Source organism: Pseudomonas sp. PGPR40 (assembly GCF_022014505.1).
Lineage (GTDB): Bacteria > Pseudomonadota > Gammaproteobacteria > Pseudomonadales > Pseudomonadaceae > Aquipseudomonas.
Genome location: NZ_JAKLSP010000005.1, coordinates 118,153 through 139,816 on the forward strand (window position 1 = coordinate 118,153; position 21,664 = coordinate 139,816).

The following is a 21,664-nucleotide window of genomic DNA, read 5'->3' on the forward strand; positions in this document are numbered from 1 at the left end:
ACTCAGCGCGCCCGTGCCAGTTCGCGTAACAACTGCAAGGCCTCGGAGGCCAGCGGTTGATACTGATTGAGAATGTCCGCCAGACCGACCCAGACAATGAACAGCCCGAGCACCAGGGTCAGCGGGAAGCCGATCGAGAAAATGTTCAGCTGCGGCGCCGCCCGGGTCATCACGCCAAACGCAATGTTGACCACCAGCAACGCCGTGATCGCCGGCAGCACCAGCAACAGTGCCGCACCGAGTACCCAGCCGAGTTTGCCGGCCAGCTCCCAGAAATGATGGACCATCAACCCGCCACCGACCGGCAGCGTGGTGAAGCTTTCGGCGAGGACTTCGAACACCACCAGATGGCCATTCATCGACAGGAACAGCAGGGTCACCAGCATGGTGAAAAACTGCCCGATCACCGCCACTGACACGCCGTTCGTAGGGTCGATCATAGAGGCGAAGCCCATGCCCATCTGGATCGCGACGATTTGCCCGGCGACCACGAAAGCCTGGAAGAACAGCTGCAAGGAGAAACCCAGCACCGCGCCGATGATGATCTGCTCGGCAATCAGCAGCAGTGCGCTCAGGTCCAGCGCGTTGACCGGCGGCATCGGCGGCAGGCCGGGAGCGATCACGAAAGTGATCGCCAGGGCGAAGTACAGACGGATGCGCGTGGGCACCAGCGTCGTGCCGAAAATCGGCATGACCATCAGCAACGAGCCGATGCGAAACAGCGGCAACAGGAACGTCGCCACCCAGGTGCTGATCTGGGTATCGGTTAGCTGCAGCAGCGACATGATTCAGCCGATGACCTGAGGAATGCTGTGGTACAGCTGGAGGATGTATTCCATGAAAGTCTGCACCAGCCACGGGCCGGCAACGATCAGGGTCACCAGCATCACCAGCAGGCGCGGCAGGAAGCTCAGGGTCTGTTCGTTGATCTGGGTGGCGGCCTGGAACATCGCCACCAACAGGCCCACCAGCAAGCTCGGGATCACCAGCACGGCGACCATCACGGTGGTCAGCCACAGCGCTTCGCGAAAGATGTCTACGGCAACTTCCGGCGTCATGGTGAAACACCGCCGAAGCTGCTGGCCAACGTGCCGATGATCAACGCCCAGCCATCCACCAGCACGAACAGCATGATCTTGAACGGCAGGGAAATGATCAGTGGCGAGAGCATCATCATACCCATCGCCATCAGCACACTGGCCACGACCAGATCGATGATCAGGAACGGGATGAAGATCATGAAGCCGATCTGGAACGCGGTTTTCAATTCTGAAGTTACGAACGCCGGCACCAGAATGGTCAGCGGCGCCTGATCAGGCGAAGCGATGTCAGTGCGTTTGGACAAGCGCATGAACAGCTCCAGATCGCTGCTGCGAGTCTGGGCCAGCATGAAGTCCTTGATCGGCACCTGCGCCTTGGTCACGGCATCCTGCGCGGTGAGTTTCTCCGCCAGGTACGGCTGCAAGGCATCCTGATTCACCCGATCGAACACCGGCGCCATGATGAACAGGGTCAGGAACAGCGCCATGCCGGTAAGGATCTGGTTCGACGGTGTCTGCTGCAAGCCCAGGGCCTGACGCAGGATCGAGAACACGATGATGATCCGGGTGAAACTGGTCATCAGCATGACGAACGCCGGGATGAAACTCAGCGCGGTCATGATCAGCAGGATTTGCAGGCTGACCGAGTATTCCTGAGCGCCTTCGGCGTTGGTGCCCAAGGTGATCGCCGGGATCGACAACGGATCGGCGGCGAACGCCAGCGGCGCGACCAGCATCAGGGCCAGCGTCAAGACGATGCGTAACGCATCCATTACTTCTTATCCTTGTGATCCTTGCCGAGCATCTTCAACAGATGCTGAGCAAACTCCGGGGTCGCTTTCTCGGTAGTGGCGGGCACCGGCACGGGCTCCTTGAGCACATGCAGCGCGGTGATGGTTCCGGGGCTGAGACCGAGCAGAATCTGTTCGTTGCCGACCTGCACCAGCATCAAACGATCACGAGGACCCAAGGCGCGCGAACCGATCAGCTCGATCACCTGCCCCCTGCCCGCCGGCCCGGCCTGCTGGACCCGGCGCAGCAACCAGGCGAGGAAAAAGATCAGCCCCAGCACCAGCAGCAAGCCGAATACCAATTGCGTCAATTGCCCGGCCACACCGCTGCTGGCGGCCGGCGCGGAGGCCGCTGTCGCAGCCGTCGTTACCGGCTCGGCCGCCAACACGCTTAACGGCAAGGCCAGCGCCAACCCCAGCACAAAACCCAGAACCTTTTTCACTCAGCGCAGCTTCTTGATGCGTTCGCTTGGGCTGATCACGTCGGTCAGGCGGATGCCGAACTTTTCGTTGACCACCACCACTTCACCGTGGGCGATGAGCGTGCCGTTGACCAGCACGTCCAGCGGCTCGCCGGCCAGACGATCGAGCTCGATCACCGACCCCTGGTTGAGTTGCAGCAAGTTGCGGATGTTGATGTCGGTGCTGCCGACTTCCATGGAAATCGACACCGGGATATCGAGGATCACGTCCAGATTCGGACCATCCAGCGTCACCGGATCGTTGTTCCTCGGCACGCTGCCGAACTCTTCCATCGGCAGACGGTTGGACGGCGAACCGGCGGCGTCGGCGGCCAGCAAGGCATCGATATCGTCCTGCCCGGCATCACCGGTTTCTTGCAGGGCTGCAGCCCATTCATCGGCCAGCGCCTGGTCGTCCTGGGCATTCATATCGTCATTCATCATTTGTCCTCGGCGGGCACCTGCTCAATCAAGAGCAGTCAATTAAAAGGGAGGGGAGCGCCGGTCAGCGGCGCTCGATCGGCTCGATAACCTGCAACGCGAGGTTGCCTTTGTGCGAACCCATCTTGACCTTGAAGGCCGGCACGCCGTTGGCGCGCATGATCATGTCTTCCGGCATTTCCACCGGGATAATGTCCCCCGGTTGCATATGCAGGATGTCGCGCAGGCGCAACTGGCGACGGGCGACCGTGGCCCCGATCGGCACGTCGACATCCAGCACGTCCTGGCGCAAGGCATTGACCCAGCGCTCGTCCTGGTCATCGAGATCGGACTGGAAGCCGGCGTCGAGCATTTCGCGCACCGGCTCGATCATCGAGTACGGCATGGTCACGTGCAGGTCGCCGCCACCGCCATCGAGTTCGATGTGGAACGTCGATACCACAATGGCTTCGCTCGGGCCGACGATGTTGGCCATGGCCGGGTTCACTTCCGAGTTGATGTACTCGAAGTTCACTTCCATGATCGCCTGCCACGCTTCCTTCAAATCGACGAAGGCTTGTTCCAGCACCATGCGCACCACACGCAGTTCGGTCGGGGTGAATTCACGCCCTTCGATCTTCGCGTGACGGCCGTCGCCGCCGAAGAAGTTGTCCACCAGTTTGAACACCAGTTTGGCGTCGAGAATGAACAACGCTGTGCCGCGCAATGGTTTGATCTTGACCAGGTTGAGACTGGTCGGCACGTACAGCGAGTGTACGTATTCGCCGAACTTCATCACCTGCACGCCACCGACGGCAACGTCCGCCGAGCGGCGCAGCATGTTGAACATGCTGATGCGGGTGTAGCGGGCGAAACGCTCGTTGATCATTTCCAGGGTCGGCATACGCCCCCGGACGATGCGATCCTGGCTGGTCAGGTCGTAGCTTTTGACACTGCCAGGTTCGGCAGCGTTATCGGTCTGTACCAGACCATCGTCGACGCCATGCAACAGCGCATCGATCTCATCCTGGGACAGCAGGTCCTGCACGGCCATGTCGTGTTCCTACTGCAGTACGAAATTAGTGAAAAGCAACTGTTCGATCACCACTTTGCCCAGCTCTTTCTGCGCCACTTCCTGGACGCTGGCCGTGGCTTTCTGGCGCAACATTTCCTGGCCGACAGGCGTGGCCAGCGTGGCGAAGTCCTGCCCGGAGAACAGCATCACCAGGTTATTGCGGATCACCGGCATATGGACTTTGAGCGCTTCCAGATCGGCCTGATTGCGACCCTGCATAGTGATGCTCACCTGCATGTAGCGCTGACGGCCGTTCTGGGTGTAGTTGGCGACGAAGGCCGGCGCCATGGCCTCGAAGATGGCCGGCTGCTTGCCGACCACAGCGGTTTCAGCCGCAGCGGCAGGTTTGCTCTGGGCGCCGTGCATGAAGAACCAGGTCGCCCCCACGGACAAGCCGATCGCCAGCAGCAGGGCCACGATAATCACAATGATCAGCTTGATTTTGCCTTTGGTTGCGGGGTCTTTTACTACTGCTTCGCTCTTCGCCATGCCAATAATCCGTCACTATTCGGGTTTTCACAGTCGCACGGCAAGGCAAGAGCAAGTGTTATGCCAGAAGTATCGGGAGGTAAGGAGACGGCGAATGATCGGCGAGCACCAATCAAATGTGGGAGCGGGCTTGCTCGCGAATGCGGTGTGACAGCCAACATAAATGTTGAATGTTAAATCGCATTCGCGAGCAAGCCCGCTCCCACAAGGAGTTGTGGCGTTTGATCAGGCGTAGTAGTCGACGGCGCTGGTGCCGATCACACTGGTGGTATTCGCGGTTATTTCAGCGAGCGTCGCTGGAAGCTCTTCATCGACAGAATCGAGGCGACCGCCACTGGCGTTGCTACGTCCACCTTGCCCCTGTTGAGCCTGTTCCTGACCCTGCCAGCCACGGGACTGATCGGAAACGTTGACATCAACCTGGCCCATGCCCTGCTGCGCGAACATGTCACGCAGGCGATGCATTTGCCCGTCGAGCGCTTCGCGAACGCTTGGGTGGGCGCTCATGAAAGTCACCTGGGTTTGCTGATCCGGAACCATGTTCACCCGAATATCGAGGCGCCCCAACTCGGCCGGTTGCAACTGGATATCCGCCGCCTTGAGATTGGCGCTGGACAGGTACATGACCCGGTTGACCACCTCTTCGGTCCAACCGCTCTGATGCATGGCGATTGGCTGGTTCACCGGCAATGCATTGGCAGTCTTCGGCGTCGCCGCCTGTGTCAGTGCCGCCAGACGGTTGGCGAAATCATCGACACGGGTATCGCTGCTCGCGGACTTGAGGTCTTTGAGGCCGTCATCGATCAGGCCACTGAAAGTCTTCTCGCTGCCCTGACGGGTGCTGTCCTGGTCGGCTTGCACATCGAGCATACTCGCCATGCCCGCGGCAAAGTTTTGTGCCGAAGTTGGCTCGCCGTCGACTTGAGCCGCAGTCGGCGCAGCTTTTGGCTGGGCCTGGCTTGCAGCCGAAACGTGCCCGCCCTGCTCCATGGCCATGCGCACGGCTGGCAGCGCATCGAGAGGATCGGCTTCGGGATCGAAATCCGGGTCGATGGGCGCAACAGTCTGTGCCGCAGCTGCGGTAACGACGGCGGCGACAGGCGCCTCAACGTGTGGTTGCACAGTGGCCACAACTGTTGGGGTTTCCGGCACTGGGGCTGGCACCACCGGCTGCATCACCAACGCAGCATCGAGAGTCGGATCGACAGGTACGGTATCGGCCAGCGGCGTCGACGTCTCTGTCGTATCCGAAGCGTCATCGCTGGCCGTCTTGTCGTCAGCCAGCGCCGGTTTATCGGCGGGCAAGGATTTGCCGCTATCGGCAACCGTCGGTTCCGGGGCGGCAGACTTGTCGTTGCTCACGTCTTTTTTTCCGGCACTGTCCGGCGCTTTGTCGCGCGCAGGTTTAACCGATCCGTCCACCACAGCCGAGGGCTTGTTCCGGGCTTGATTGGCGTAGACCTGAGCGAAGCTGGAGGCTTTGTCCCCGGACTCATCCGTCAGCGCCGGTGCATTGGCGGCCGCGGCTTGAGTCCTGGCCGTAGCGGAGGCCTGAAGAAGGGAATTGGGGGTAACGGGCATAAAACGGTCTCCGCTGCACTGGGATCGTAGGTACAGTTGAGCAAATTGATTGCAAGGGTCGAGCCAGCTTTATTCGCTGGCCGCTAAAAGCGTCGGACGGTTGCTTTATTCAGCAAGGGAGCGCTGGCGCTCCGCTTCGTAGAGAGGTCGGACAATGGCGAATTCACCGTCAATTTCTCCGACCAGCGCTTCAATACCTTCGAGGCTTTTCTGCTTGGCTCGCTGCTCCAGTTCATTGCACAACTCGGCCAGCCGGGTAGCGCCCATGTTGCTGCAACTGCCTTTGAAGCTATGCGCAGCCGCGCCCAACTGATCGGCATTATCGGCCTTTTGCAGCAGGCTCAAACGCTCTTCGGAATCGGCGAGAAAGGTATCGAGCAATTCTGGATACCCGTCTTCCATAACTTCCTGCAACGCGCTCAGCACGTCGCGGTCCAGATGTGTGTCAGCCACTTGTTCACTCCTTGATCAAGAACATGCCTGGGATCAGGCCAGAGCCTCCCAGAAGAACTCCACGCGAGCACTGCGACCATTATCGGACCAGCTCGCATGATCGCTCAACTGGCGGATCAAGCTGACGCCACGTCCCGACAGACGGACATCATCATCGACAGGACGCGCCATCACCCGCGCCACATCGAAACCCTTGCCACTGTCTTCGACCCGGACCGTCAGGCAACCGCCCGCGCCTTTTGGCGTCACTTGAAAATGTACCCGCACATAACCGTCCCGCAATTCGTCCAGGCGTGCATTGCGTTGCTGATAATAACGCGCAAAACCCGAAGCATCGCGTTTGAGACTCGAATCCAGGCCCAGCACGCCATGCTCCAGGGCGTTGGAATAAAGCTCTGCCAGCACACTGTAGAGTGCGCCACTCTGAGTCCGCAGGCCATGCACCTCAAGCAGCAATTGCAACAAGTACGGCAGCGGATTGAAGCGTTTGAGGGTGGCGGCGCGAAACTCGAAACTCACCGACCAGTCCAGCGGACTGGACTGGCCGCTGTCGGAGTACACCGGCGCTGGCGGACTCAGTTGCGCAGCTTCTAGTAGGCTGACCTCGACCATACTCACGTCATCGCGGGCCTCGCCGCGAAAGTCCCGCAGGGCCTGCTCGATCTCTTCGAACAGCGCATCAGGCTGACGATTGGTTGCAAACACCTGCTCCAATCGCTCTACGCCAAACAACTGCTCATTGGCATCGCAGGTATCGATCACCCCGTCGGATAACAAAAACACCCGATCCCCAACAGCCATCGGGAACACTTCGGTGCAATCATTGAAGGTTTGCGGGCTCAGCACGCCCAGCGGCAAGTGCCGTGCCGTCAGTACCGTACGTTCGCCGCTAGCCGTGCTGTGCAGATAACCGTCCGGCATCCCACCGTTCCAGACCTCCACCGAACCTCGCTGAAAGCTCAGGCACAGCAGGGTCGCGCAGCAGAACATGTCCACCGGCAGAATACGTTTGAGTTTGGCGTTCATCTCGCGCAGGGTTTCGGACAAGCCGTAGCCCTTGGCCGTCATGCCGTAGAAGACTTCAGCCAACGGCATGGCACCCACAGCGGCCGGCAAACCATGGCCAGTGAAATCGCCAAGCAGCACATGCATGTCGCCGGCCGGGGTGAACGCGGCCAGCAACAGATCGCCATTGAACAGCGCATAGGGCGATTGCAGATAACGGATGTTCGGTGCATTCAGGCAACCGGAGTGGGCGACCTTGTCGAACACGGCTTTGGCCACCCGTTGTTCGTTGAGCAGGTAGTCGTGGTGCCTGGCGATCAGATCGCGCTGCTCCAGCACCGTGGCCTGCAAACGCCGCAAGCGGTCCATGGCCTTGATCTTGGCGGCGAGGATCACCTGGTTGTAAGGCTTTGCCAGAAAATCGTCACCCCCGGCCTCCAGACAACGGGCCAAGGCTTCGCTTTCGGTCAGCGACGTCAAAAAGATGATCGGCACCAGCGTTTCGCCGGCCAGCGCCTTGATCTGCCGCGCAGCCTCGAAACCGTCCATCACCGGCATCATGGCGTCCATCAGCACCAGGTGCGGTCGCTGCGAACGGAACACTTCGACCGCTTCGGCGCCGTTGCCGGCCGTCAGCACTTCATGGCCCTGGCGACGGACGATAGTCGATAGCAGCAGGCGATCGGCCGCGCTGTCTTCGGCGATCAGGATTGTCAGCGGCTCAAGCGGCTGCATGATGCTCAACTGATGTCGAACAACTTGTCGAAATTGGAAATGGCGAGGATTTTCTTCACGTCGGTGCTGCTGTTGACGACGCGAATATCGGAACTGTCGCCACCGGCGTGATCACGCAGCAAGAGCAGCATGCCCAGCGCCGAGCTATCGAGATAAGTGGCTTTCTTCAGATCCACCACAATGGACTCTGGCTTGCTGTTGAGTCGCTCATAGGACTCGCGAAACTCCTGATGCCGACCGAAATCGAATCGTCCTTCGATCGAAATCGTCAGTTTTTTCCCATCCTGAGATACTTCTGTAACGACTGACATTTCACGGCTTCCTTGTCATTGGCGAACGTACGTGTAGAAGGTTTAGCACCTGATGGGGGCTGGAGCAAGGCTGAAAAAATTGTACGGTTTGTGAAATCGCCTTCGCGGGCAAGCCTCGCTCCTACAAGGGCCCGCAATCTGTAGGAGCGAGGCTTGCCCGCGAAGAACGATAACGCGGATTACCTGATTCAATACGGATCATGCCTCGGCAATCGCTGAGACAACTCATCCAGCAGCTTCTGCTCGCGCTTGTCCTCCAATTGCTGCGCCTCATCCTTGTAGCGCTGAACCAGTTTGCGCAAACCTTCGACCCGGGCAAACGCCTGCTGCCAGGCTTCCCGGGACTTGTTCAGATTGTTTTGGTGCCAGTTCAGACTCTGACGCTGCTGGTCGATGGCCGTGCCCAGTTGCGCGAGAAAGCCCTGATAACCCAGCAGCCACTGACCCGAAACGCCACTGCTGCCGCGCACGATCCATTGCTCTTGATAATCGAGACGAAAGGCTTCGAGGTCGGCGAGTTTGCTTTGCGCCAGACGAACCTGACCCTGAAAATGCCCCAGGCGCTGGACGGCGGTTTTCTCGGCCTTTTCAGCCATTTCCACCACAGGCGCCAGACGTGCTGCGCGGCTCGAGGCCATGACCGGTTAACCGCCCGGCGCTGGCGCGAAGATCGAAGCGAGATGACCTTCGCTGGCGCCCATGTTGATGTTGTCGTTCAAGCCCTGACGCAGGTACATCGTCATGGCCGGTTGCAGATGGATCGCAGTGTCGGTTTCCCGGTCACCGCCGGGCACATAGGCGCCGACGCTGATCAGGTCGCGGCTCTGCTGATAGCGCGACCAGTATTGCTTGAACATCTGCGCGTGGTTCATGTGCTTGATGCCAACCACCGACGGCATCACCCGACTGATGGACGCTTCGATATCGATGGCCGGGTAATGCCCTTCCTCGGCCAGACGCCGGGATAGCACGATGTGCCCATCGAGCACGCCCCGCGCCGAGTCGGCGATCGGGTCTTGCTGATCGTCGCCTTCGGACAATACCGTGTAGAACGCGGTGATCGAACCGCCGCCCTTTTCGGCGTTACCGGCACGCTCCACCAGTTTCGGCAACTTGGCGAACACCGACGGCGGATAACCCTTGGTCGCCGGCGGCTCGCCGATGGCCAAGGCGATTTCCCGCTGGGCCTGGGCGAAACGGGTCAGGGAATCCATGAGCAACAGGACATTCTTGCCCTTGTCGCGGAAATACTCGGCGATCCGCGTGCAGTACATGGCCGCGCGCAGACGCATCAGCGGCGCATCATCCGCTGGCGATGCCACCACCACCGAACGCTTGAGCCCTTCTTCACCGAGGATGTGCTCGATGAATTCTTTAACTTCTCGACCCCGTTCACCGATCAGCCCGACGACGATGATGTCGGCCTCGGTGAAGCGAGTCATCATGCCCAGTAACACGGACTTACCAACGCCGGTACCGGCAAACAGCCCGAGCCGCTGACCGCGACCGACCGTCAACAAACCGTTGATACAGCGGATACCCACGTCCAGCGGCTGGCTGATCGGGTCACGTTTGAGCGGGTTAATGGTCGGGCCGTCCATCGGCACCCAATCTTCAGCCTTCATCCCGCCCTTGCCATCCAGCGCACGACCGGCGCCATCGAGCACCCGCCCAAGCATGCTCATGCCCATCGGCAAGCGACCGTTATCGGCCAAGGGAACTACACGGGCACCGGGCGCGATGCCAGCGACGCTGCCGACCGGCATCAGAAAGACTTTGCTGCCAGAGAAGCCCATGACTTCGGCTTCGACCTGCACCGGGTGATAGCTGTCGTTGTTGATGACCATGCAGCGGCTGCCCATGGCGGCGCGCAAGCCTTCGGCTTCGAGGGTCAGGCCGACCATGCGCAGCAGGCGACCTTCGAGGATCGGTGCGCCGGCAAGCGTAGTGGCCTCGGCGTAACTACCGAGGCGCTTGGCGAAGCTGGTGCGATCAAGGCGCATCAGGGGCGTCCGGTTCCGGAGTGACCGCAGGCTTTTCGTCGCTCGGCAATTCCAGGCTCAGGTCCGGCGCGGCCGGGTGCAGTGCCTGATCGTGCAGTTGGTCGAACAGCTTGGCCATGACCTGGGTAACACGGGTTTCGATAGTCGCATCGATACGGCTGTGTTCGGTCTCGACCCGGCAACCGCCCGGCAACAAGGACTCGTCCTCGACGATGCGCCAGGTTTCTTCATGACGCTCGCGCAGGGCTTTGACCTGTTCGAAATCCTGCGGATTGACGTACAGCCGCACGTTGCCCACGCCCAGCGGCAAGAGTTTGAGCGCTTCACGCATGACGTGTTCGATCTGCGTAGAATCGATCGCCAGCTCGCGCTGAATCACTTGTCTGGTGATGTGCTGCACAAGGTCGACCAGCGACTTTTCGATCTGCGTGTCCTGCTCGGCGATGGGCTCGAACAGGTTGGCCATCAGCTGTTCCAGACCAGCGATCTTGGCCGCCAGGGCCACTTCGGCTTCCTGACGGACCTTGAGCGTAGTGCTGTGGAAACCTTCTTTTTCGCCAACGGCGAAGCCTTCGTTGTAGGCCTCCTGGCGAATGCTTTCGAGCTCTTCGAGGGTCAGTGGCTGGACTTCTTCCAGCGGCACTTCTTCCATTTCCGGCGGTTCGGGCTCGGGTTCCGGCTCGGGTTCCGGCACAAACGGGTCGAAACTGGGCAGCGACCAGATGTCGAAACCACCGACGTCCTTGGCCCGGATCAGGTCAGTATTGGACTCATCATGTTTGGACGACATAGTGACCTTAGATCATCTCTTCGCCGCCCTTCCCGCCGAGAACGATTTCTCCGGCTTCGGCCATACGGCGGGCAATGGTGAGGATTTCTTTCTGCGCCGTTTCCACGTCGCTGACGCGCACCGGGCCTTTGGCCTCGAGGTCGTCGCGCAACAGTTCGGCCGCCCGTTTGGACATGTTCTTGAAGATCTTCTCCTTGACGCCTTCGTCCGAACCCTTGAGGGCCAGCACCAGCACGTCCGAGGACACTTCGCGCAACAGCGCCTGAATGCCGCGGTCGTCGACATCGGACAGGTTGTTGAACACGAACATGAGGTCTTCGATCTGACCGGACAGGTCTTCGTCGACTTCGCGGATCGAGTCCATCAGCTGACCTTCGATCGAGCTGTCGAGGAAGTTCATGATGTCGGCCGCGCGCTTGATGCCACCCAGGGTGGTGCGCGAGGCATTCGAGTTGCCGGAGAATTGCTTCTCGAGAATCTGGTTGAGTTCTTTCAGGGCCGCCGGCTGCACGGTGTTCAACGAGGATACGCGCAGGATGATGTCCAACCGGACCTTGTGGTCGAAATTACCCAGCACTTCACCGGCCTGATCCGGGTCGAGATACGCCACCACGATCGCCTGGATCTGCGGGTGCTCGTAACGGATCACGTCAGCGACGGCACGCGGCTCCATCCACTTCAGGCTGTCGAGGCCACTGGTATTGCCGCCCAGCAGAATCCGGTCGATCAGGCCGTTGGCCTTGTCTTCGCCCAGGGCCTGGGTCAGCATTTTGCGCACGTAGTCATCGGAACCGACGCCCAGGCTGGTCTGGTCGCCGACGATGTCGACGAACTCGCTCATGACCTGTTCGACCTGCTCGCGGTGCACGTTGCCCATCTGGGCCATCGCCACACCCACACGCTGGACCTCTTTGGGCCCCATGTGGCGCAGCACTTGCGCGGCGTCGGTAGAACCCAGGGACAGCAGCAGAATCGCGGCTTTGTCGACCTTGGTCAGTTTGGCGGCAACGGCTCGGTTATCACTCATCTGCGTTAATCCACTCTTTCACGACCTGGGCCACGCGACCCGGATCTTCTGCCACCAGACTCTTGATTGCGTTCAACTGGGCGTCATAGCCTTCGCTCGGACTCGGCAGCAGGATGCTGGTCGGGCCACCGAGGCTGACGCGGTCGTTGGCCAGTTCGCCGTCCAGGCCGCCCATGCCACCGAGTTCCATGTCGCTGCCCAGGCCTGCAAGCTGCTTGTCTTTGCCGCCACCGGTGATGTTGTTGAGCACCGGACGCAGCACGCCGAACACCAGCACCAGGATGAACAACACACCCAGCACTTGCTTGACGATGTCCCAGAACCACGGCTGGGAGTAGAACGGAATCTCGGCAATCGCTTCACCGCGTTCAGCGGAGAACGGCATGTTGATCACGCTGACGCTGTCGCCACGGCTGGCATCGAAACCGACCGCGTCCTGTACCAGACGGGTGAAACGCGCCAATTCATCGGCACTCCACGGCGCACGGGTAGTTTCACCGTTGGCCGCGTTGACCTTGACCTGATCATCCACCACCACCGACACCGACAGGCGATTCAACCGGCCCTGCTGTTGTTTGGTGTGGCTGATGGAACGGTCGAGTTCGAAGTTCTTGGTGGATTGTTGACGCTTGTCTGCCGGGTACGGCGCCAGCATCGGCTGGCCGGTGGCTGGGTCCATGATTTGCTGACCGTTGGCATCGAGCAACGGCTGGCCTGGCTGCACCATGCCGGCCGACGCGGTGGCGCCCCCGGTGGTTTGCGGCGCCGAGGCTGGCGACGGCGGCTGGTTGCTCAGGGCACCCGGCACACCTTGCGGGCCATTGCTGGCGGTACGTTGCTCGTTGACCGACTGCTCGCTGCGCAACGCCGGCTGGTCCGGGTTGAACTGCTCGGAAGTCGACTCGACGGCACTGAAATCCACATCGGCCGAAACTTCGGCTTTATAGCGGTCATTGCCCAGCACCGGTTGCAGGATGTTGTGCACGCGCTGGGTGAGCATGCTTTCCATGCGACGGCTGTAATCGAATTGCTTGCCGGCCATGGTCAGTTCGGAGTTTTCCGCCTGATCCGACAGCAGGTTGCCCTTCTGGTCGACCACGGTGATCTGCGACTTGCTGAGTTCAGGAACGCTGGTCGCGACCAGATTGATGATGGCGACGACTTGGCCCGGCTCCAGCGAGCGACCGGAATAGAGCTCAACCAGAACCGAAGCGCTTGGCTTGCGTTCGTCACGCACGAACACCGAGCTTTTCGGAATCGCCAGATGCACACGGGCACCCTTGACGTTGTTCAGGCTGGAAATGGTCCGGGCCAGTTCGCCTTCGAGGCCGCGACGATAACGGGTCGCTTCCATGAACTGGCTAGTGCCCAGCCCCTGTTCCTTGTCGAGAATCTCGAAACCGATGTTGCCGTCGCTGGGAGTGACACCAGCGCCCGCGAGCTTGAGCCGCGCACGGGACAGATCATCGGCCTTGACCAGCAAGGCACCGGAGTTCGGTTCAACGGTATAGGGAATGTCGGCTGCGGCCAGGGTTTCCATGACCTGCTTGGCATCCATACCGGCAAGGCTGCCATACAGAGGCCGGTAGTCCGGCTGCTGGGACCACAACACCACGGCAAAACCAATCGCCACGCTCGCAGCCAGGCCGACCAACAGGCCCACCTGACGCAACATGGTCATCTCGGAGAGGTTTTCCAGGAAGGACAACCCGAACAGCGGCGGTTTGCCGTCTATTGGAGTGGCCTTGGCCGGAACATTATCGGCGATTGCTTCTGCCATGACTCAATCTCGTCCTTAAACCGGCATCTGCATGATGTCTTGGTATGCCTGAACCAGCTTGTTACGCACTTGGGTCAACGCCTGAAAAGACACGCTGGCCTTCTGTGAGGAAATCATTACATCCGTCAGGTCGACGCCGCTTTTACCGATCTCGAAGGCACTGGCCAACTGATTGGACGCCTGCTGGGTGTCGTTCACTTTATTGACGGCTTGACCGAGCATGTCGGAAAAACTGCTGCCACCCAACTCAGGGACTGCGGCCGTCGATTTCGGCGCAGACATGGCATCCATTTGCATGGAGCGCATATCCAGCATCAACCGATTGAATTCAATACCTTGGCTCATGGTTTCTCTCTTTGACGAGCTACGTCTTTGGCGACCCGCAATTTTTTGACACTCACTCGGCGGGCAGTGAGGTGTTAGCAACAAGGGTGCCAGCTCCGTGACCGCTCTAAACAAAAGCCTTCCGGACTTTGCTCAACCGTGAACCACCGCAAAATAAATGTGGGAGCGGGCTTGCTCGCGAATACGGTTTTCCATTCAACAGAGATGCTGGCTGGTCTACAGCTTTCGCGAGCAAGCCCGCTCCCACATTTGGACGATGTGGCTTGCGTCAACTTTCAGGTGGCGAACAAGTACGCTTCCACATCCATGCCGGCGTCGCGCATCTGCGCCAGCTTGTAGCGCAAGGTGCGCGGGCTGATGCCCAGTCGCTCGGCCGCTTCTTTGCGACGGCCGCGCTCGGAGCGCAAGGTGTCGATGATCATCTGGAATTCACGGCGCCGCAGGTCATCGCCGAGGGCGCCTGCCGATTCGGCTTCGACTTCCACTGCGCGCGCGGGCATCACTGCCAAAGTCGGCAACGGCGCACACGCCACAGGCCCGGCCAGGCAGAAATCCTGCGGCTGGATCAAACCGCCCTGCTGCAGAATCAAGGCACGCTGGATCGCGTTATCCAGCTCACGCACGTTGCCCGGCCACGGATAACCGATCAGGCACGCCTGCGCCTCGGGCGAAAGCTTCGCCGCGGCATGCTTCATTTTATTGACGTGTTTGGCCAGCAGGCGCTCGGCCAGCGGCAGGATGTCGGCGGTGCGTTCGCGCAGTGGACGCCAGGCCAGTGGAAACACCGACAGGCGATAATAAAGATCTTCGCGAAAACGCCCCGCCGCCACTTCACTGGCCAGGTCACGGTTGGTGGTGGCGACCACTCGGATGTCCAGCGTGATCGGCTTGCGTGCGCCGACTCGCTCGACTTCGCGCTCCTGCAAAACCCGCAGTAACTTGGCCTGAAGGCCTAGGGGCATTTCGGAGATTTCATCGAGCAGGATCGTCCCGCCATCGGCCTGCTCGAACTTGCCGGCCTGCGCCGCGATGGCACCGGTGAACGAACCTTTTTCGTGACCGAACAAAGTGGCTTCGAGCATGTTGTCCGGGATCGCTGCGCAGTTGATCGCAACGAACGGCTGACTGGCGCGGCGGGAGTGCTGATGGATGTAACGCGCCAGCACTTCCTTGCCAGTCCCGGACTCACCGGAAATCAATACCGTGGAGTCACTGCGCGCCACCCGCGCGGCCAATTCCAGTAATTGCGCACTGGCCGGTTCGAACGCCACAGGCCCCTCATTCTCGGTCGCACCAAGATTACCCAGTGCGTGACGCGCCACCAGATCGAGCAGGGCTTTGGGCTCGAACGGTTTGACCAGATAGTCCGCTGCACCTTGACGCATGGCATCGACCGCTCGCTCGACAGCACCGTGAGCAGTCATCAGCAGCACTGGCAGCTGCGGCTGACGAGCTCGCAGCAATCCCAGCAGCCGATGACCGTCCATGCCCGGCATATTGACGTCGCTGAGCACCAGGTTAAACGCCTCGGTGCCGACAGCCTCTAGCGCCTCTTCCGCCGAACCGACCGCGGTGTAATCGTGCCCGGCTAGCAACAGCGTATCGGCCAGTGCCTCCCGTAGCGCGCGATCATCCTCGACCAATAAAATCTTGATGGCCATGTCCTTCACTTCACTCCCGTCGCGCTGGGTTGCTCACCGGAAAAGAGCGGCAAGATCACCTGCGCGCAAGTGCCGCGACCCGGCCGCGAGCGCAACTGCAATTCTCCCTGATGAGCACGGGCCACCGCCTTGACCACAGTCAGGCCCAGACCGGTGCCGGTGGTTTTGGTGGTGAAAAATGGCTCGCCCAAACGCGCCAGTACCGCCACGTCGATACCGCTGCCGCTGTCACTGACGCACAGGCGCAGGTTGTTGCCACGGGTATACAGGTGAACTTTCAAGCGGACATCGCCAGCACTCGCCTGAATGGCGTTCTCGATCAGATTCAGGATCGCCCCGACCAGCGTGTCGCGATTGCACAACAACTCGCCGGCATGACTGTCGCACTGCCAGCGAATCGGCAGATCCTGAACCTGAGTCAGTGCGGCCGCTTGCAGCGACTGCATCAGCATCCTGGGGCTCACGCGGTCAGTCAACGGCAGCTCGCCACGAGCGAACACCAGCATGTCGCGAACCTGGTGTTCCAGCTCATGCAAACGCTCTTTCAGGCGGCCGGCAAACCGCTGTTGCGTGGCGACCGGCAGCTCCTGCTCAGTCAAATGACTGGCGTAGAGCAATGCAGCGGACAACGGTGTACGAATCTGATGAGCCAATGAAGCGACCATACGGCCGAGAGACGACAGGCGCTCATGACGAGCCAGTTGATCTTGCAGATGACGGGTTTCAGTCAGGTCGTTGAGCAACACTAGCTGACCGGGTTCGGCATCCAATGAGCGCGTGGCGATCGATAGACGCCGACCGTCCTTGAGAGAGATTTCATGACCGTCGTCTTCGCGCGGGGCAAAGCATCGAGCAATCACATGACGCCACAACTCGCCTTCGAGGGGCAGACCAAGCAGTTCACTCGCGGCGGGATTCGCTTCGCGTACGATGCCCTGGGCGTCGATGACGATGACGCCGCCGGGCAACAGATCGAGCAGATTTTGCAGACGGTTGGCCAGGCGTTCTTTTTCCGCCAACTCCTGCATGCGCTGAGCACTGACCACCGCCAGCTCGCCCTTGAGCTCGGTAACCCGGGCTTCAAGCATGCTGTAGGAATCGGTCAATTGGCTCGACATCTGGTTGAACAGCGCAAATGCCTGCTCAAGGCCAAGCCGGCTTGCCTGCTCTACGGACGACGGTTGCCCCGAAGCATCAGGGACAGGAGACATCTGGGCGGCTAGGGGCATCGTGCTCTCTCGCGTGGCTGACCGTCAGTTAAACGGAATGTTGCGAGGGATGTAGCAATACCCGTGCCTAAAAAAAACCGCCTGTAAATGAAGGACTTGGAAAACAGGCGTCAATCATCCGCCTGTTCATCACCCTCGCGACGACTCATGCCGTACTTGCGCATCTTCTCCACCAACGTGGTACGACGAATACGCAGCCGTTCGGCCGCCCGCGCCACGATGCCATTGGCATCATCCAGGGCCTGCTGAATCAGCCCTTGTTCCAGACCGCCGAGGTAGTCCTTCAGGTCCAGGCCTTCCGGCGGCAGCAGGGCATTGGCGGTGAAGTCCGGGGTATGACCGTTGATGGCCACCCGCTCTTCAAGATCGCTGCGCAGGCTGTCGACCAGTTGCTCGTCTTCGTCATCGACATAGCGGAATTTCTTCGGCAACTCGACCACGCCGATCACCCCGTACGGATGCATGATCGCCATGCGCTCCACCAGGTTGGCGAGTTCGCGAACGTTGCCCGGCCAGCCGTGACGACACAGCGACATGATCGCCGCCGAGTTGAAACGGATCGAACCGCGCTTCTCGTGCTCCATGCGCGAGATCAACTCGTTCATCAGCAGCGGGATGTCTTCGACGCGTTCGCGCAATGGCGCCATTTCGATCGGGAACACGTTCAAGCGATAGTAGAGGTCTTCGCGGAAGGTGCCGATCTCGATCATGCTTTCGAGATTCTTGTGGGTCGCTGCGATGATCCGCACATCGACGCTTTGGGTCTTGTTGCTGCCCACGCGCTCGAAGGTGCGCTCCTGCAACACACGCAGCAGCTTGACCTGCATCGGCAACGGCATGTCGCCGATTTCGTCGAGGAACAAGGTACCGCCGTTGGCCAGCTCGAATCGCCCGGCACGGCTAGTGATCGCGCCGGTGAAGGCGCCCTTCTCGTGGCCGAACAATTCGCTTTCCAGCAACTCGGCGGGGATTGCCCCGCAGTTGACCGGAACGAACGGCGCTTCACGGCGCTTGGAGTGGTAGTGCAGATTACGCGCGACCACTTCCTTGCCGGTCCCCGACTCGCCGAGGATCAGCACGCTGGCATCGGTGTCGGCGACTTGCTGCATCATCTGACGGACGTGTTGAATCGCCCGGCTGGTGCCGACAAGGCTACGGAAAAGATTGGGTTCACGATGACGACCGCGCTCGCGAGCCTGGTCATACATCTCGCGATAGACCTGGGCACGGTGCAACGAGTCGAGCAATTTGCTGTAGCTGGGTGGCATTTCGAGAGTCGAAAGCACTCGACGACGCTGGTCTTCCGGCAAGTCAATGGAAGAATTATCGCCCATTAACAAAACTGGAAGGAACTCATCCCAGGTAGAGAGTGTCTTTAACAGGCCCAAAAGTGCACCAGGAGCATTTACCGTCCCGATGAGGACACAGATTACTTCGCGACTTGATGACAAAGAGCCGACAGCCTGCTGCCAGTCATGGCTGCCACAGGGTAAATTTTCTTCGCCGAGAAAATTTAAAATCACCGCCAAATCGCGGCGGCGAACGCTATCGTCATCAATCAGCAGAATTTTGGTTTCACGCCACATGCAATAGCAACTTCCCTAGTCAACTCAATGCCCAAAATGAAGGGCAAGTTAGACGTTTACAAACACGTCGTGCCTGTAGACGCCTGAAATCTGGAACCAGCCACTAGTTAAGTCAAAAAACCGTGCACAGTCAAATTTATGGCGCACTATGTTTGGATTAACTGAGGGTTATTATCCAAACAGATGGTAAACCTTTGCTGCGCTCTGTGCTTGGTGGATCTGCGTCATCTCGTCGACTATCGCCTGCCGCTCACCCGTCGCCGCCTCCAGAAGCTGTTTATACACCCCCAGCAACTCCTCAAGGTTGTCGCGCAACGCGGCCTCGTCCACCGATGCTTCACTCAAGACGTCTTCCATGCAGGAACGGCAAGCCAGGTCCAATTCACCAATGGCTTCCCAGTTGCGCTCGGCCAATGCACCGACCAGGGCGTCCCGGGTTTGTTCGATTCGCTGCAAGACAAGACTCATGGTGAACTCCTTAAAACTGCGGACCCGGCGCGGCAATAGCATCCCAACCGTCTTTGACCGTGCGAAGCAAATCGGCGACTTCGTCGAGAATCTTTGGATCGGTCCTGACGTTGGCTTCAGCCAGACGCTTCATCATGTAGGTATAGAGATTATCCAGCTCGCCTACAGATTCGGCCTGGTTTTCCAGGTCCAGACCTTCACGCAGACCACCAATGATGCCAATGGCCTTGCCGATCAGAACCCCTTTATTCGGAATATCCTTGCGCTCCATTGCGCCTTTGGCCTGGGCGATTCGATCCAGGCCGCCTTCCATCAGCATCTGCACCAGACGATGGGGGCTGGCTTCAGACGTTTGCGCCTGAGCGCCAATCTTCTGGTATTGGCGAAGGGCTAACATTGGATTCATGTTGTACCTCATCAGAAATCTGTGGTTCGTATAACCAGTGTATCGACGACGCGTCAAAAAACTTTAGATTCAAAAACAAAAAGCCCGGAGCGTGAAAACGCTGCCGGGCTTTTGGCACTCTGAGTGTTACGAGTTCTTCTGCTGCGCGGTCATGGCTTCGAACATCGAGGTGATGTTACTGGCAGTGGCTTTCAGCTTGCCGACAAGAGTATCCATGTCGTTGTATTTTTTGGTCAGGACCGCAGTGAGTATGTCGATACGACGATCAAGGACCGCCTGGTCGTTTGCCAGCTTGGTCTTGGTCTTGGTCAGACTGGTCGCACGCTGCTCCAGTACACCGCCCGCGTCTGAAAAAGGCGCAATAGCCTTCTTCATGCGCTCCAACAGACCATTGTCGCCGGTAAATAACTCCTGAACTTCACCGCCCAGTTTTTTGTCATTCAAGGCAGCAGTGAATTTGGTGCTGTCAAAATCGAGCGCACCGGTCTTCTGATTGGTGGTAATACCCAACTGCGCAAGCACCGTCAGCTTGTCTCCCGCCCCGGTTTCAGACAACGGACTGCGAATGGCCGACAGGATCGAACGAGGTAGCGCATCACCGGTCAATGCTGCCGGAATGGTCGGATTACCATCATCGTCGAGCGAAGGCTTGGTCAACGAGGTGACGCTGTTGGCGATTGCGTTGTAGGCATCGACGAACTTTTGGATAGAGGCTTTAAGGCCGTCGGTGTTGGTGGAAACCGTAATGGTCGAAGTCCCCACTGCCAACAAGTTGAAGGTCAGCCCGGAAACCGCCTTATCCACGGTATTGCTCTTGCTTGTCAGCACCATACCGTCAACAGTGAAATTTGCATTTACAGCCAAAGCACCGATAGAACCGGCAGAATCGGCAGTCATCGGAGAGGCAGTAGTTCCCACGACTTGCATGCCGTCGATGGTCAACTCAGGGATACCAGAGACGGAGATATCCGAGTCGGCACCTGTAGTGCTCGAACCCAACACCAGACGTGAACCGAAGGAGTCAGTCACGATGTTGGCGCTGATACCTGCGCTTTTGAGTGAGGCATCGGCGTTGATCGAATCTCGAACCGATTGCAGTGTAGCGCCAGGCTCTATATCAAGATTGTATGTCCCGGTGCCCTGCTTGATAACCAGCGTGCCATCAGTGATAGCACTTGTCGTTCCATCGACAAACGCCTTACTGGTCACTTTGGAAGATGTGGCGAGATTCGTGACATTGATAGCGTAGTTGCCACCCACGGCCGAATTACCAGCGATGGCCGTGACAAATTTCACATCAGAGGAAGCCGCAGCAAACCCGGAAAACTGCGGATTGGTTTTGCTACCCAATTCAGTCATGGATTTGATAAACGCAGCCATCAAGGACTTCAAGGTCCCGATACCGGAGATGCTAGCGGTGTTGGTCGCAGTCCCACGGTCGATCTGACCTTGCTTGGCCGCTTTATCGGCGTTCACCAAGGCTTTGACGATAGCACCGGTATCAAGGCCCGAACCTAAACCCGTGCCCGGTAGAATTGGACTTGCCATGTGAAACTCCCTTCAGTGTGTCGTCGGCCTTTTGACCAGTACAACGCCCAAAAGAACATAAACAACAAAATTCGTGCCAGCCGTCAGACTTTAGCGCTGAACAACAGGCTGCTTGCATCATTCAAACTGTTCGCCAGCTTAAGGACTTCTTCGTTGGGGATCTGACGGACCACCTCACCGGAGTCACTGGCAATAACCTTGACGACGACTTTGCCTGAAGGCTCATCGATCGAGAACTCCAGGTTACGCTTGACCGACTGAACAAACTTTTCGATTTCCTGAACGGCCATCTTCAGTTTTTCCTGCTCGGTCTTGTCGCTTTTACCTTCTTCCTTGACGGCAACCACTGGCGCAGTTTCCGCTAGAGGCTTTTCCGCGGACTGATCGGCAACAGTCGTTGCCTGCTTGGCCGCAGGATAAGACAAGTTCAGCTTGATGCTCATATCCATGTCCATCACCT

At 59.1% G+C, this 21,664-nt stretch carries 24 protein-coding genes; all 24 read right to left on the bottom strand.

What is annotated here, in order from left to right; all coding sequences use genetic code 11:
- Window positions 1-2 precede the first annotated feature (2 nt).
- Complete coding sequence (gene fliR / locus MEB48_RS06595; protein ID WP_237882979.1) at window positions 3-785, bottom strand: flagellar biosynthetic protein FliR; 783 nt, start codon at window positions 783-785, stop codon at window positions 3-5.
- Window positions 786-788: 3 nt separating this feature from the next.
- The gene (gene fliQ, locus MEB48_RS06600) at window positions 789-1,058 is read right to left on the bottom strand and encodes a flagellar biosynthesis protein FliQ (protein ID WP_030130551.1); all 270 of its coding nucleotides are present in this window, start codon (window positions 1,056-1,058) and stop codon (window positions 789-791) included.
- Window positions 1,055-1,813 carry a flagellar type III secretion system pore protein FliP gene (fliP, locus tag MEB48_RS06605; protein WP_237882981.1) on the bottom strand — a complete coding sequence of 253 codons (759 nt, stop codon included), beginning with the start codon at window positions 1,811-1,813 and terminating at the stop codon, window positions 1,055-1,057. Before fliP ends, fliQ begins: the two co-directional genes overlap by 4 nt.
- Window positions 1,813-2,274, bottom strand: coding sequence for a flagellar biosynthetic protein FliO (gene fliO, locus MEB48_RS06610; protein WP_237882983.1), 462 nt, complete (start codon window positions 2,272-2,274; stop codon window positions 1,813-1,815). Before fliO ends, fliP begins: the two co-directional genes overlap by 1 nt.
- Entirely contained in the window at window positions 2,275-2,733 is a 459-nt protein-coding gene (gene fliN, locus MEB48_RS06615) for a flagellar motor switch protein FliN (protein ID WP_095052254.1), read from the bottom strand.
- A 64-nt stretch (window positions 2,734-2,797) separates the two neighbouring features.
- A complete protein-coding gene (fliM, locus tag MEB48_RS06620; RefSeq protein ID WP_237882984.1) occupies window positions 2,798-3,766 on the bottom strand; it encodes a flagellar motor switch protein FliM in 969 nt (322 codons plus the stop codon).
- 9 nt (window positions 3,767-3,775) lie between these two features.
- Window positions 3,776-4,276, bottom strand: a complete 501-nt coding sequence (gene fliL, locus MEB48_RS06625) for a flagellar basal body-associated protein FliL (RefSeq protein ID WP_237882987.1) — start codon at window positions 4,274-4,276, stop codon at window positions 3,776-3,778.
- A gap of 225 nt (window positions 4,277-4,501) precedes the next feature.
- Window positions 4,502-5,857 carry a flagellar hook-length control protein FliK gene (locus tag MEB48_RS06630; RefSeq protein ID WP_237882989.1) on the bottom strand — a complete coding sequence of 452 codons (1,356 nt, stop codon included), beginning with the start codon at window positions 5,855-5,857 and terminating at the stop codon, window positions 4,502-4,504.
- A 105-nt stretch (window positions 5,858-5,962) separates the two neighbouring features.
- Window positions 5,963-6,310, bottom strand: a complete 348-nt coding sequence (locus MEB48_RS06635; protein ID WP_237882991.1) for an Hpt domain-containing protein — start codon at window positions 6,308-6,310, stop codon at window positions 5,963-5,965.
- A 33-nt stretch (window positions 6,311-6,343) separates the two neighbouring features.
- The gene (locus MEB48_RS06640) at window positions 6,344-8,050 is read right to left on the bottom strand and encodes a fused response regulator/phosphatase (protein ID WP_237882993.1); all 1,707 of its coding nucleotides are present in this window, start codon (window positions 8,048-8,050) and stop codon (window positions 6,344-6,346) included.
- Window positions 8,051-8,055: 5 nt separating this feature from the next.
- Window positions 8,056-8,361 carry an STAS domain-containing protein gene (locus MEB48_RS06645; protein ID WP_038979589.1) on the bottom strand — a complete coding sequence of 102 codons (306 nt, stop codon included), beginning with the start codon at window positions 8,359-8,361 and terminating at the stop codon, window positions 8,056-8,058.
- 188 nt (window positions 8,362-8,549) lie between these two features.
- The gene (gene fliJ / locus MEB48_RS06650; protein WP_237882995.1) at window positions 8,550-8,999 is read right to left on the bottom strand and encodes a flagellar export protein FliJ; all 450 of its coding nucleotides are present in this window, start codon (window positions 8,997-8,999) and stop codon (window positions 8,550-8,552) included.
- Between the two features lie 6 nt (window positions 9,000-9,005).
- Entirely contained in the window at window positions 9,006-10,364 is a 1,359-nt protein-coding gene (gene fliI / locus MEB48_RS06655) for a flagellar protein export ATPase FliI (RefSeq protein WP_237882998.1), read from the bottom strand.
- Complete coding sequence (gene fliH / locus MEB48_RS06660) at window positions 10,354-11,154, bottom strand: flagellar assembly protein FliH (protein WP_237883000.1); 801 nt, start codon at window positions 11,152-11,154, stop codon at window positions 10,354-10,356. The genes fliI and fliH overlap by 11 nt, the downstream gene beginning before the upstream one ends.
- Before the next feature lie 7 nt (window positions 11,155-11,161).
- Window positions 11,162-12,181 carry a flagellar motor switch protein FliG gene (gene fliG, locus MEB48_RS06665; RefSeq protein ID WP_007894195.1) on the bottom strand — a complete coding sequence of 340 codons (1,020 nt, stop codon included), beginning with the start codon at window positions 12,179-12,181 and terminating at the stop codon, window positions 11,162-11,164.
- A complete protein-coding gene (fliF, locus tag MEB48_RS06670) occupies window positions 12,174-13,961 on the bottom strand; it encodes a flagellar basal-body MS-ring/collar protein FliF (RefSeq protein ID WP_237883002.1) in 1,788 nt (595 codons plus the stop codon). Before fliF ends, fliG begins: the two co-directional genes overlap by 8 nt.
- A 15-nt stretch (window positions 13,962-13,976) precedes the next feature.
- Window positions 13,977-14,306 carry a flagellar hook-basal body complex protein FliE gene (gene fliE, locus MEB48_RS06675; RefSeq protein WP_008072611.1) on the bottom strand — a complete coding sequence of 110 codons (330 nt, stop codon included), beginning with the start codon at window positions 14,304-14,306 and terminating at the stop codon, window positions 13,977-13,979.
- A gap of 275 nt (window positions 14,307-14,581) precedes the next feature.
- Entirely contained in the window at window positions 14,582-15,967 is a 1,386-nt protein-coding gene (locus MEB48_RS06680) for a sigma-54-dependent transcriptional regulator (protein ID WP_237883004.1), read from the bottom strand.
- 5 nt (window positions 15,968-15,972) lie between these two features.
- Window positions 15,973-17,178 (bottom strand): sensor histidine kinase, encoded by a 1,206-nt coding sequence (locus MEB48_RS06685; RefSeq protein ID WP_237883132.1) that lies wholly within the window; start codon window positions 17,176-17,178, stop codon window positions 15,973-15,975.
- A gap of 128 nt (window positions 17,179-17,306) precedes the next feature.
- Window positions 17,307-18,782 carry a sigma-54 dependent transcriptional regulator gene (locus MEB48_RS06690; RefSeq protein ID WP_237883006.1) on the bottom strand — a complete coding sequence of 492 codons (1,476 nt, stop codon included), beginning with the start codon at window positions 18,780-18,782 and terminating at the stop codon, window positions 17,307-17,309.
- Window positions 18,783-18,953: 171 nt separating this feature from the next.
- Window positions 18,954-19,250, bottom strand: a complete 297-nt coding sequence (locus tag MEB48_RS06695; RefSeq protein ID WP_030130534.1) for a hypothetical protein — start codon at window positions 19,248-19,250, stop codon at window positions 18,954-18,956.
- A 10-nt stretch (window positions 19,251-19,260) separates the two neighbouring features.
- A complete protein-coding gene (gene fliS, locus MEB48_RS06700) occupies window positions 19,261-19,656 on the bottom strand; it encodes a flagellar export chaperone FliS (RefSeq protein WP_030130533.1) in 396 nt (131 codons plus the stop codon).
- 126 nt (window positions 19,657-19,782) lie between these two features.
- Window positions 19,783-21,204, bottom strand: a complete 1,422-nt coding sequence (gene fliD, locus MEB48_RS06705; protein ID WP_237883008.1) for a flagellar filament capping protein FliD — start codon at window positions 21,202-21,204, stop codon at window positions 19,783-19,785.
- Between the two features lie 83 nt (window positions 21,205-21,287).
- Window positions 21,288-21,653 carry a flagellar protein FlaG gene (locus tag MEB48_RS06710; RefSeq protein WP_237883010.1) on the bottom strand — a complete coding sequence of 122 codons (366 nt, stop codon included), beginning with the start codon at window positions 21,651-21,653 and terminating at the stop codon, window positions 21,288-21,290.
- Window positions 21,654-21,664: the final 11 nt, after the last annotated feature.

What these genes read in the sequence shown, in the direction of transcription:
- fliR (WP_237882979.1), bottom strand. Translation starts at nt 785, where the DNA reads ATGTCGCTGCTGCAGCTAACCGATACCCAGATCAGCACCTGGGTGGCG.
- fliQ (WP_030130551.1), bottom strand. Translation starts at nt 1,058, where the DNA reads ATGACGCCGGAAGTTGCCGTAGACATCTTTCGCGAAGCGCTGTGGCTG.
- fliP (WP_237882981.1), bottom strand. Translation starts at nt 1,813, where the DNA reads ATGGATGCGTTACGCATCGTCTTGACGCTGGCCCTGATGCTGGTCGCG.
- fliN (WP_095052254.1), bottom strand. Translation starts at nt 2,733, where the DNA reads ATGAATGACGATATGAATGCCCAGGACGACCAGGCGCTGGCCGATGAA.
- fliM (WP_237882984.1), bottom strand. Translation starts at nt 3,766, where the DNA reads ATGGCCGTGCAGGACCTGCTGTCCCAGGATGAGATCGATGCGCTGTTG.
- fliL (WP_237882987.1), bottom strand. Translation starts at nt 4,276, where the DNA reads ATGGCGAAGAGCGAAGCAGTAGTAAAAGACCCCGCAACCAAAGGCAAA.
- MEB48_RS06630 (WP_237882989.1), bottom strand. Translation starts at nt 5,857, where the DNA reads ATGCCCGTTACCCCCAATTCCCTTCTTCAGGCCTCCGCTACGGCCAGG.
- MEB48_RS06640 (WP_237882993.1), bottom strand. Translation starts at nt 8,050, where the DNA reads ATGCAGCCGCTTGAGCCGCTGACAATCCTGATCGCCGAAGACAGCGCG.
- MEB48_RS06645 (WP_038979589.1), bottom strand. Translation starts at nt 8,361, where the DNA reads ATGTCAGTCGTTACAGAAGTATCTCAGGATGGGAAAAAACTGACGATT.
- fliJ (WP_237882995.1), bottom strand. Translation starts at nt 8,999, where the DNA reads ATGGCCTCGAGCCGCGCAGCACGTCTGGCGCCTGTGGTGGAAATGGCT.
- fliI (WP_237882998.1), bottom strand. Translation starts at nt 10,364, where the DNA reads ATGCGCCTTGATCGCACCAGCTTCGCCAAGCGCCTCGGTAGTTACGCC.
- fliH (WP_237883000.1), bottom strand. Translation starts at nt 11,154, where the DNA reads ATGTCGTCCAAACATGATGAGTCCAATACTGACCTGATCCGGGCCAAG.
- fliG (WP_007894195.1), bottom strand. Translation starts at nt 12,181, where the DNA reads ATGAGTGATAACCGAGCCGTTGCCGCCAAACTGACCAAGGTCGACAAA.
- fliF (WP_237883002.1), bottom strand. Translation starts at nt 13,961, where the DNA reads ATGGCAGAAGCAATCGCCGATAATGTTCCGGCCAAGGCCACTCCAATA.
- fliE (WP_008072611.1), bottom strand. Translation starts at nt 14,306, where the DNA reads ATGAGCCAAGGTATTGAATTCAATCGGTTGATGCTGGATATGCGCTCC.
- MEB48_RS06680 (WP_237883004.1), bottom strand. Translation starts at nt 15,967, where the DNA reads ATGGCCATCAAGATTTTATTGGTCGAGGATGATCGCGCGCTACGGGAG.
- MEB48_RS06685 (WP_237883132.1), bottom strand. Translation starts at nt 17,178, where the DNA reads ATGTCTCCTGTCCCTGATGCTTCGGGGCAACCGTCGTCCGTAGAGCAG.
- MEB48_RS06690 (WP_237883006.1), bottom strand. Translation starts at nt 18,782, where the DNA reads ATGTGGCGTGAAACCAAAATTCTGCTGATTGATGACGATAGCGTTCGC.
- MEB48_RS06695 (WP_030130534.1), bottom strand. Translation starts at nt 19,250, where the DNA reads ATGAGTCTTGTCTTGCAGCGAATCGAACAAACCCGGGACGCCCTGGTC.
- fliS (WP_030130533.1), bottom strand. Translation starts at nt 19,656, where the DNA reads ATGAATCCAATGTTAGCCCTTCGCCAATACCAGAAGATTGGCGCTCAG.
- fliD (WP_237883008.1), bottom strand. Translation starts at nt 21,204, where the DNA reads ATGGCAAGTCCAATTCTACCGGGCACGGGTTTAGGTTCGGGCCTTGAT.
- MEB48_RS06710 (WP_237883010.1), bottom strand. Translation starts at nt 21,653, where the DNA reads ATGGATATGAGCATCAAGCTGAACTTGTCTTATCCTGCGGCCAAGCAG.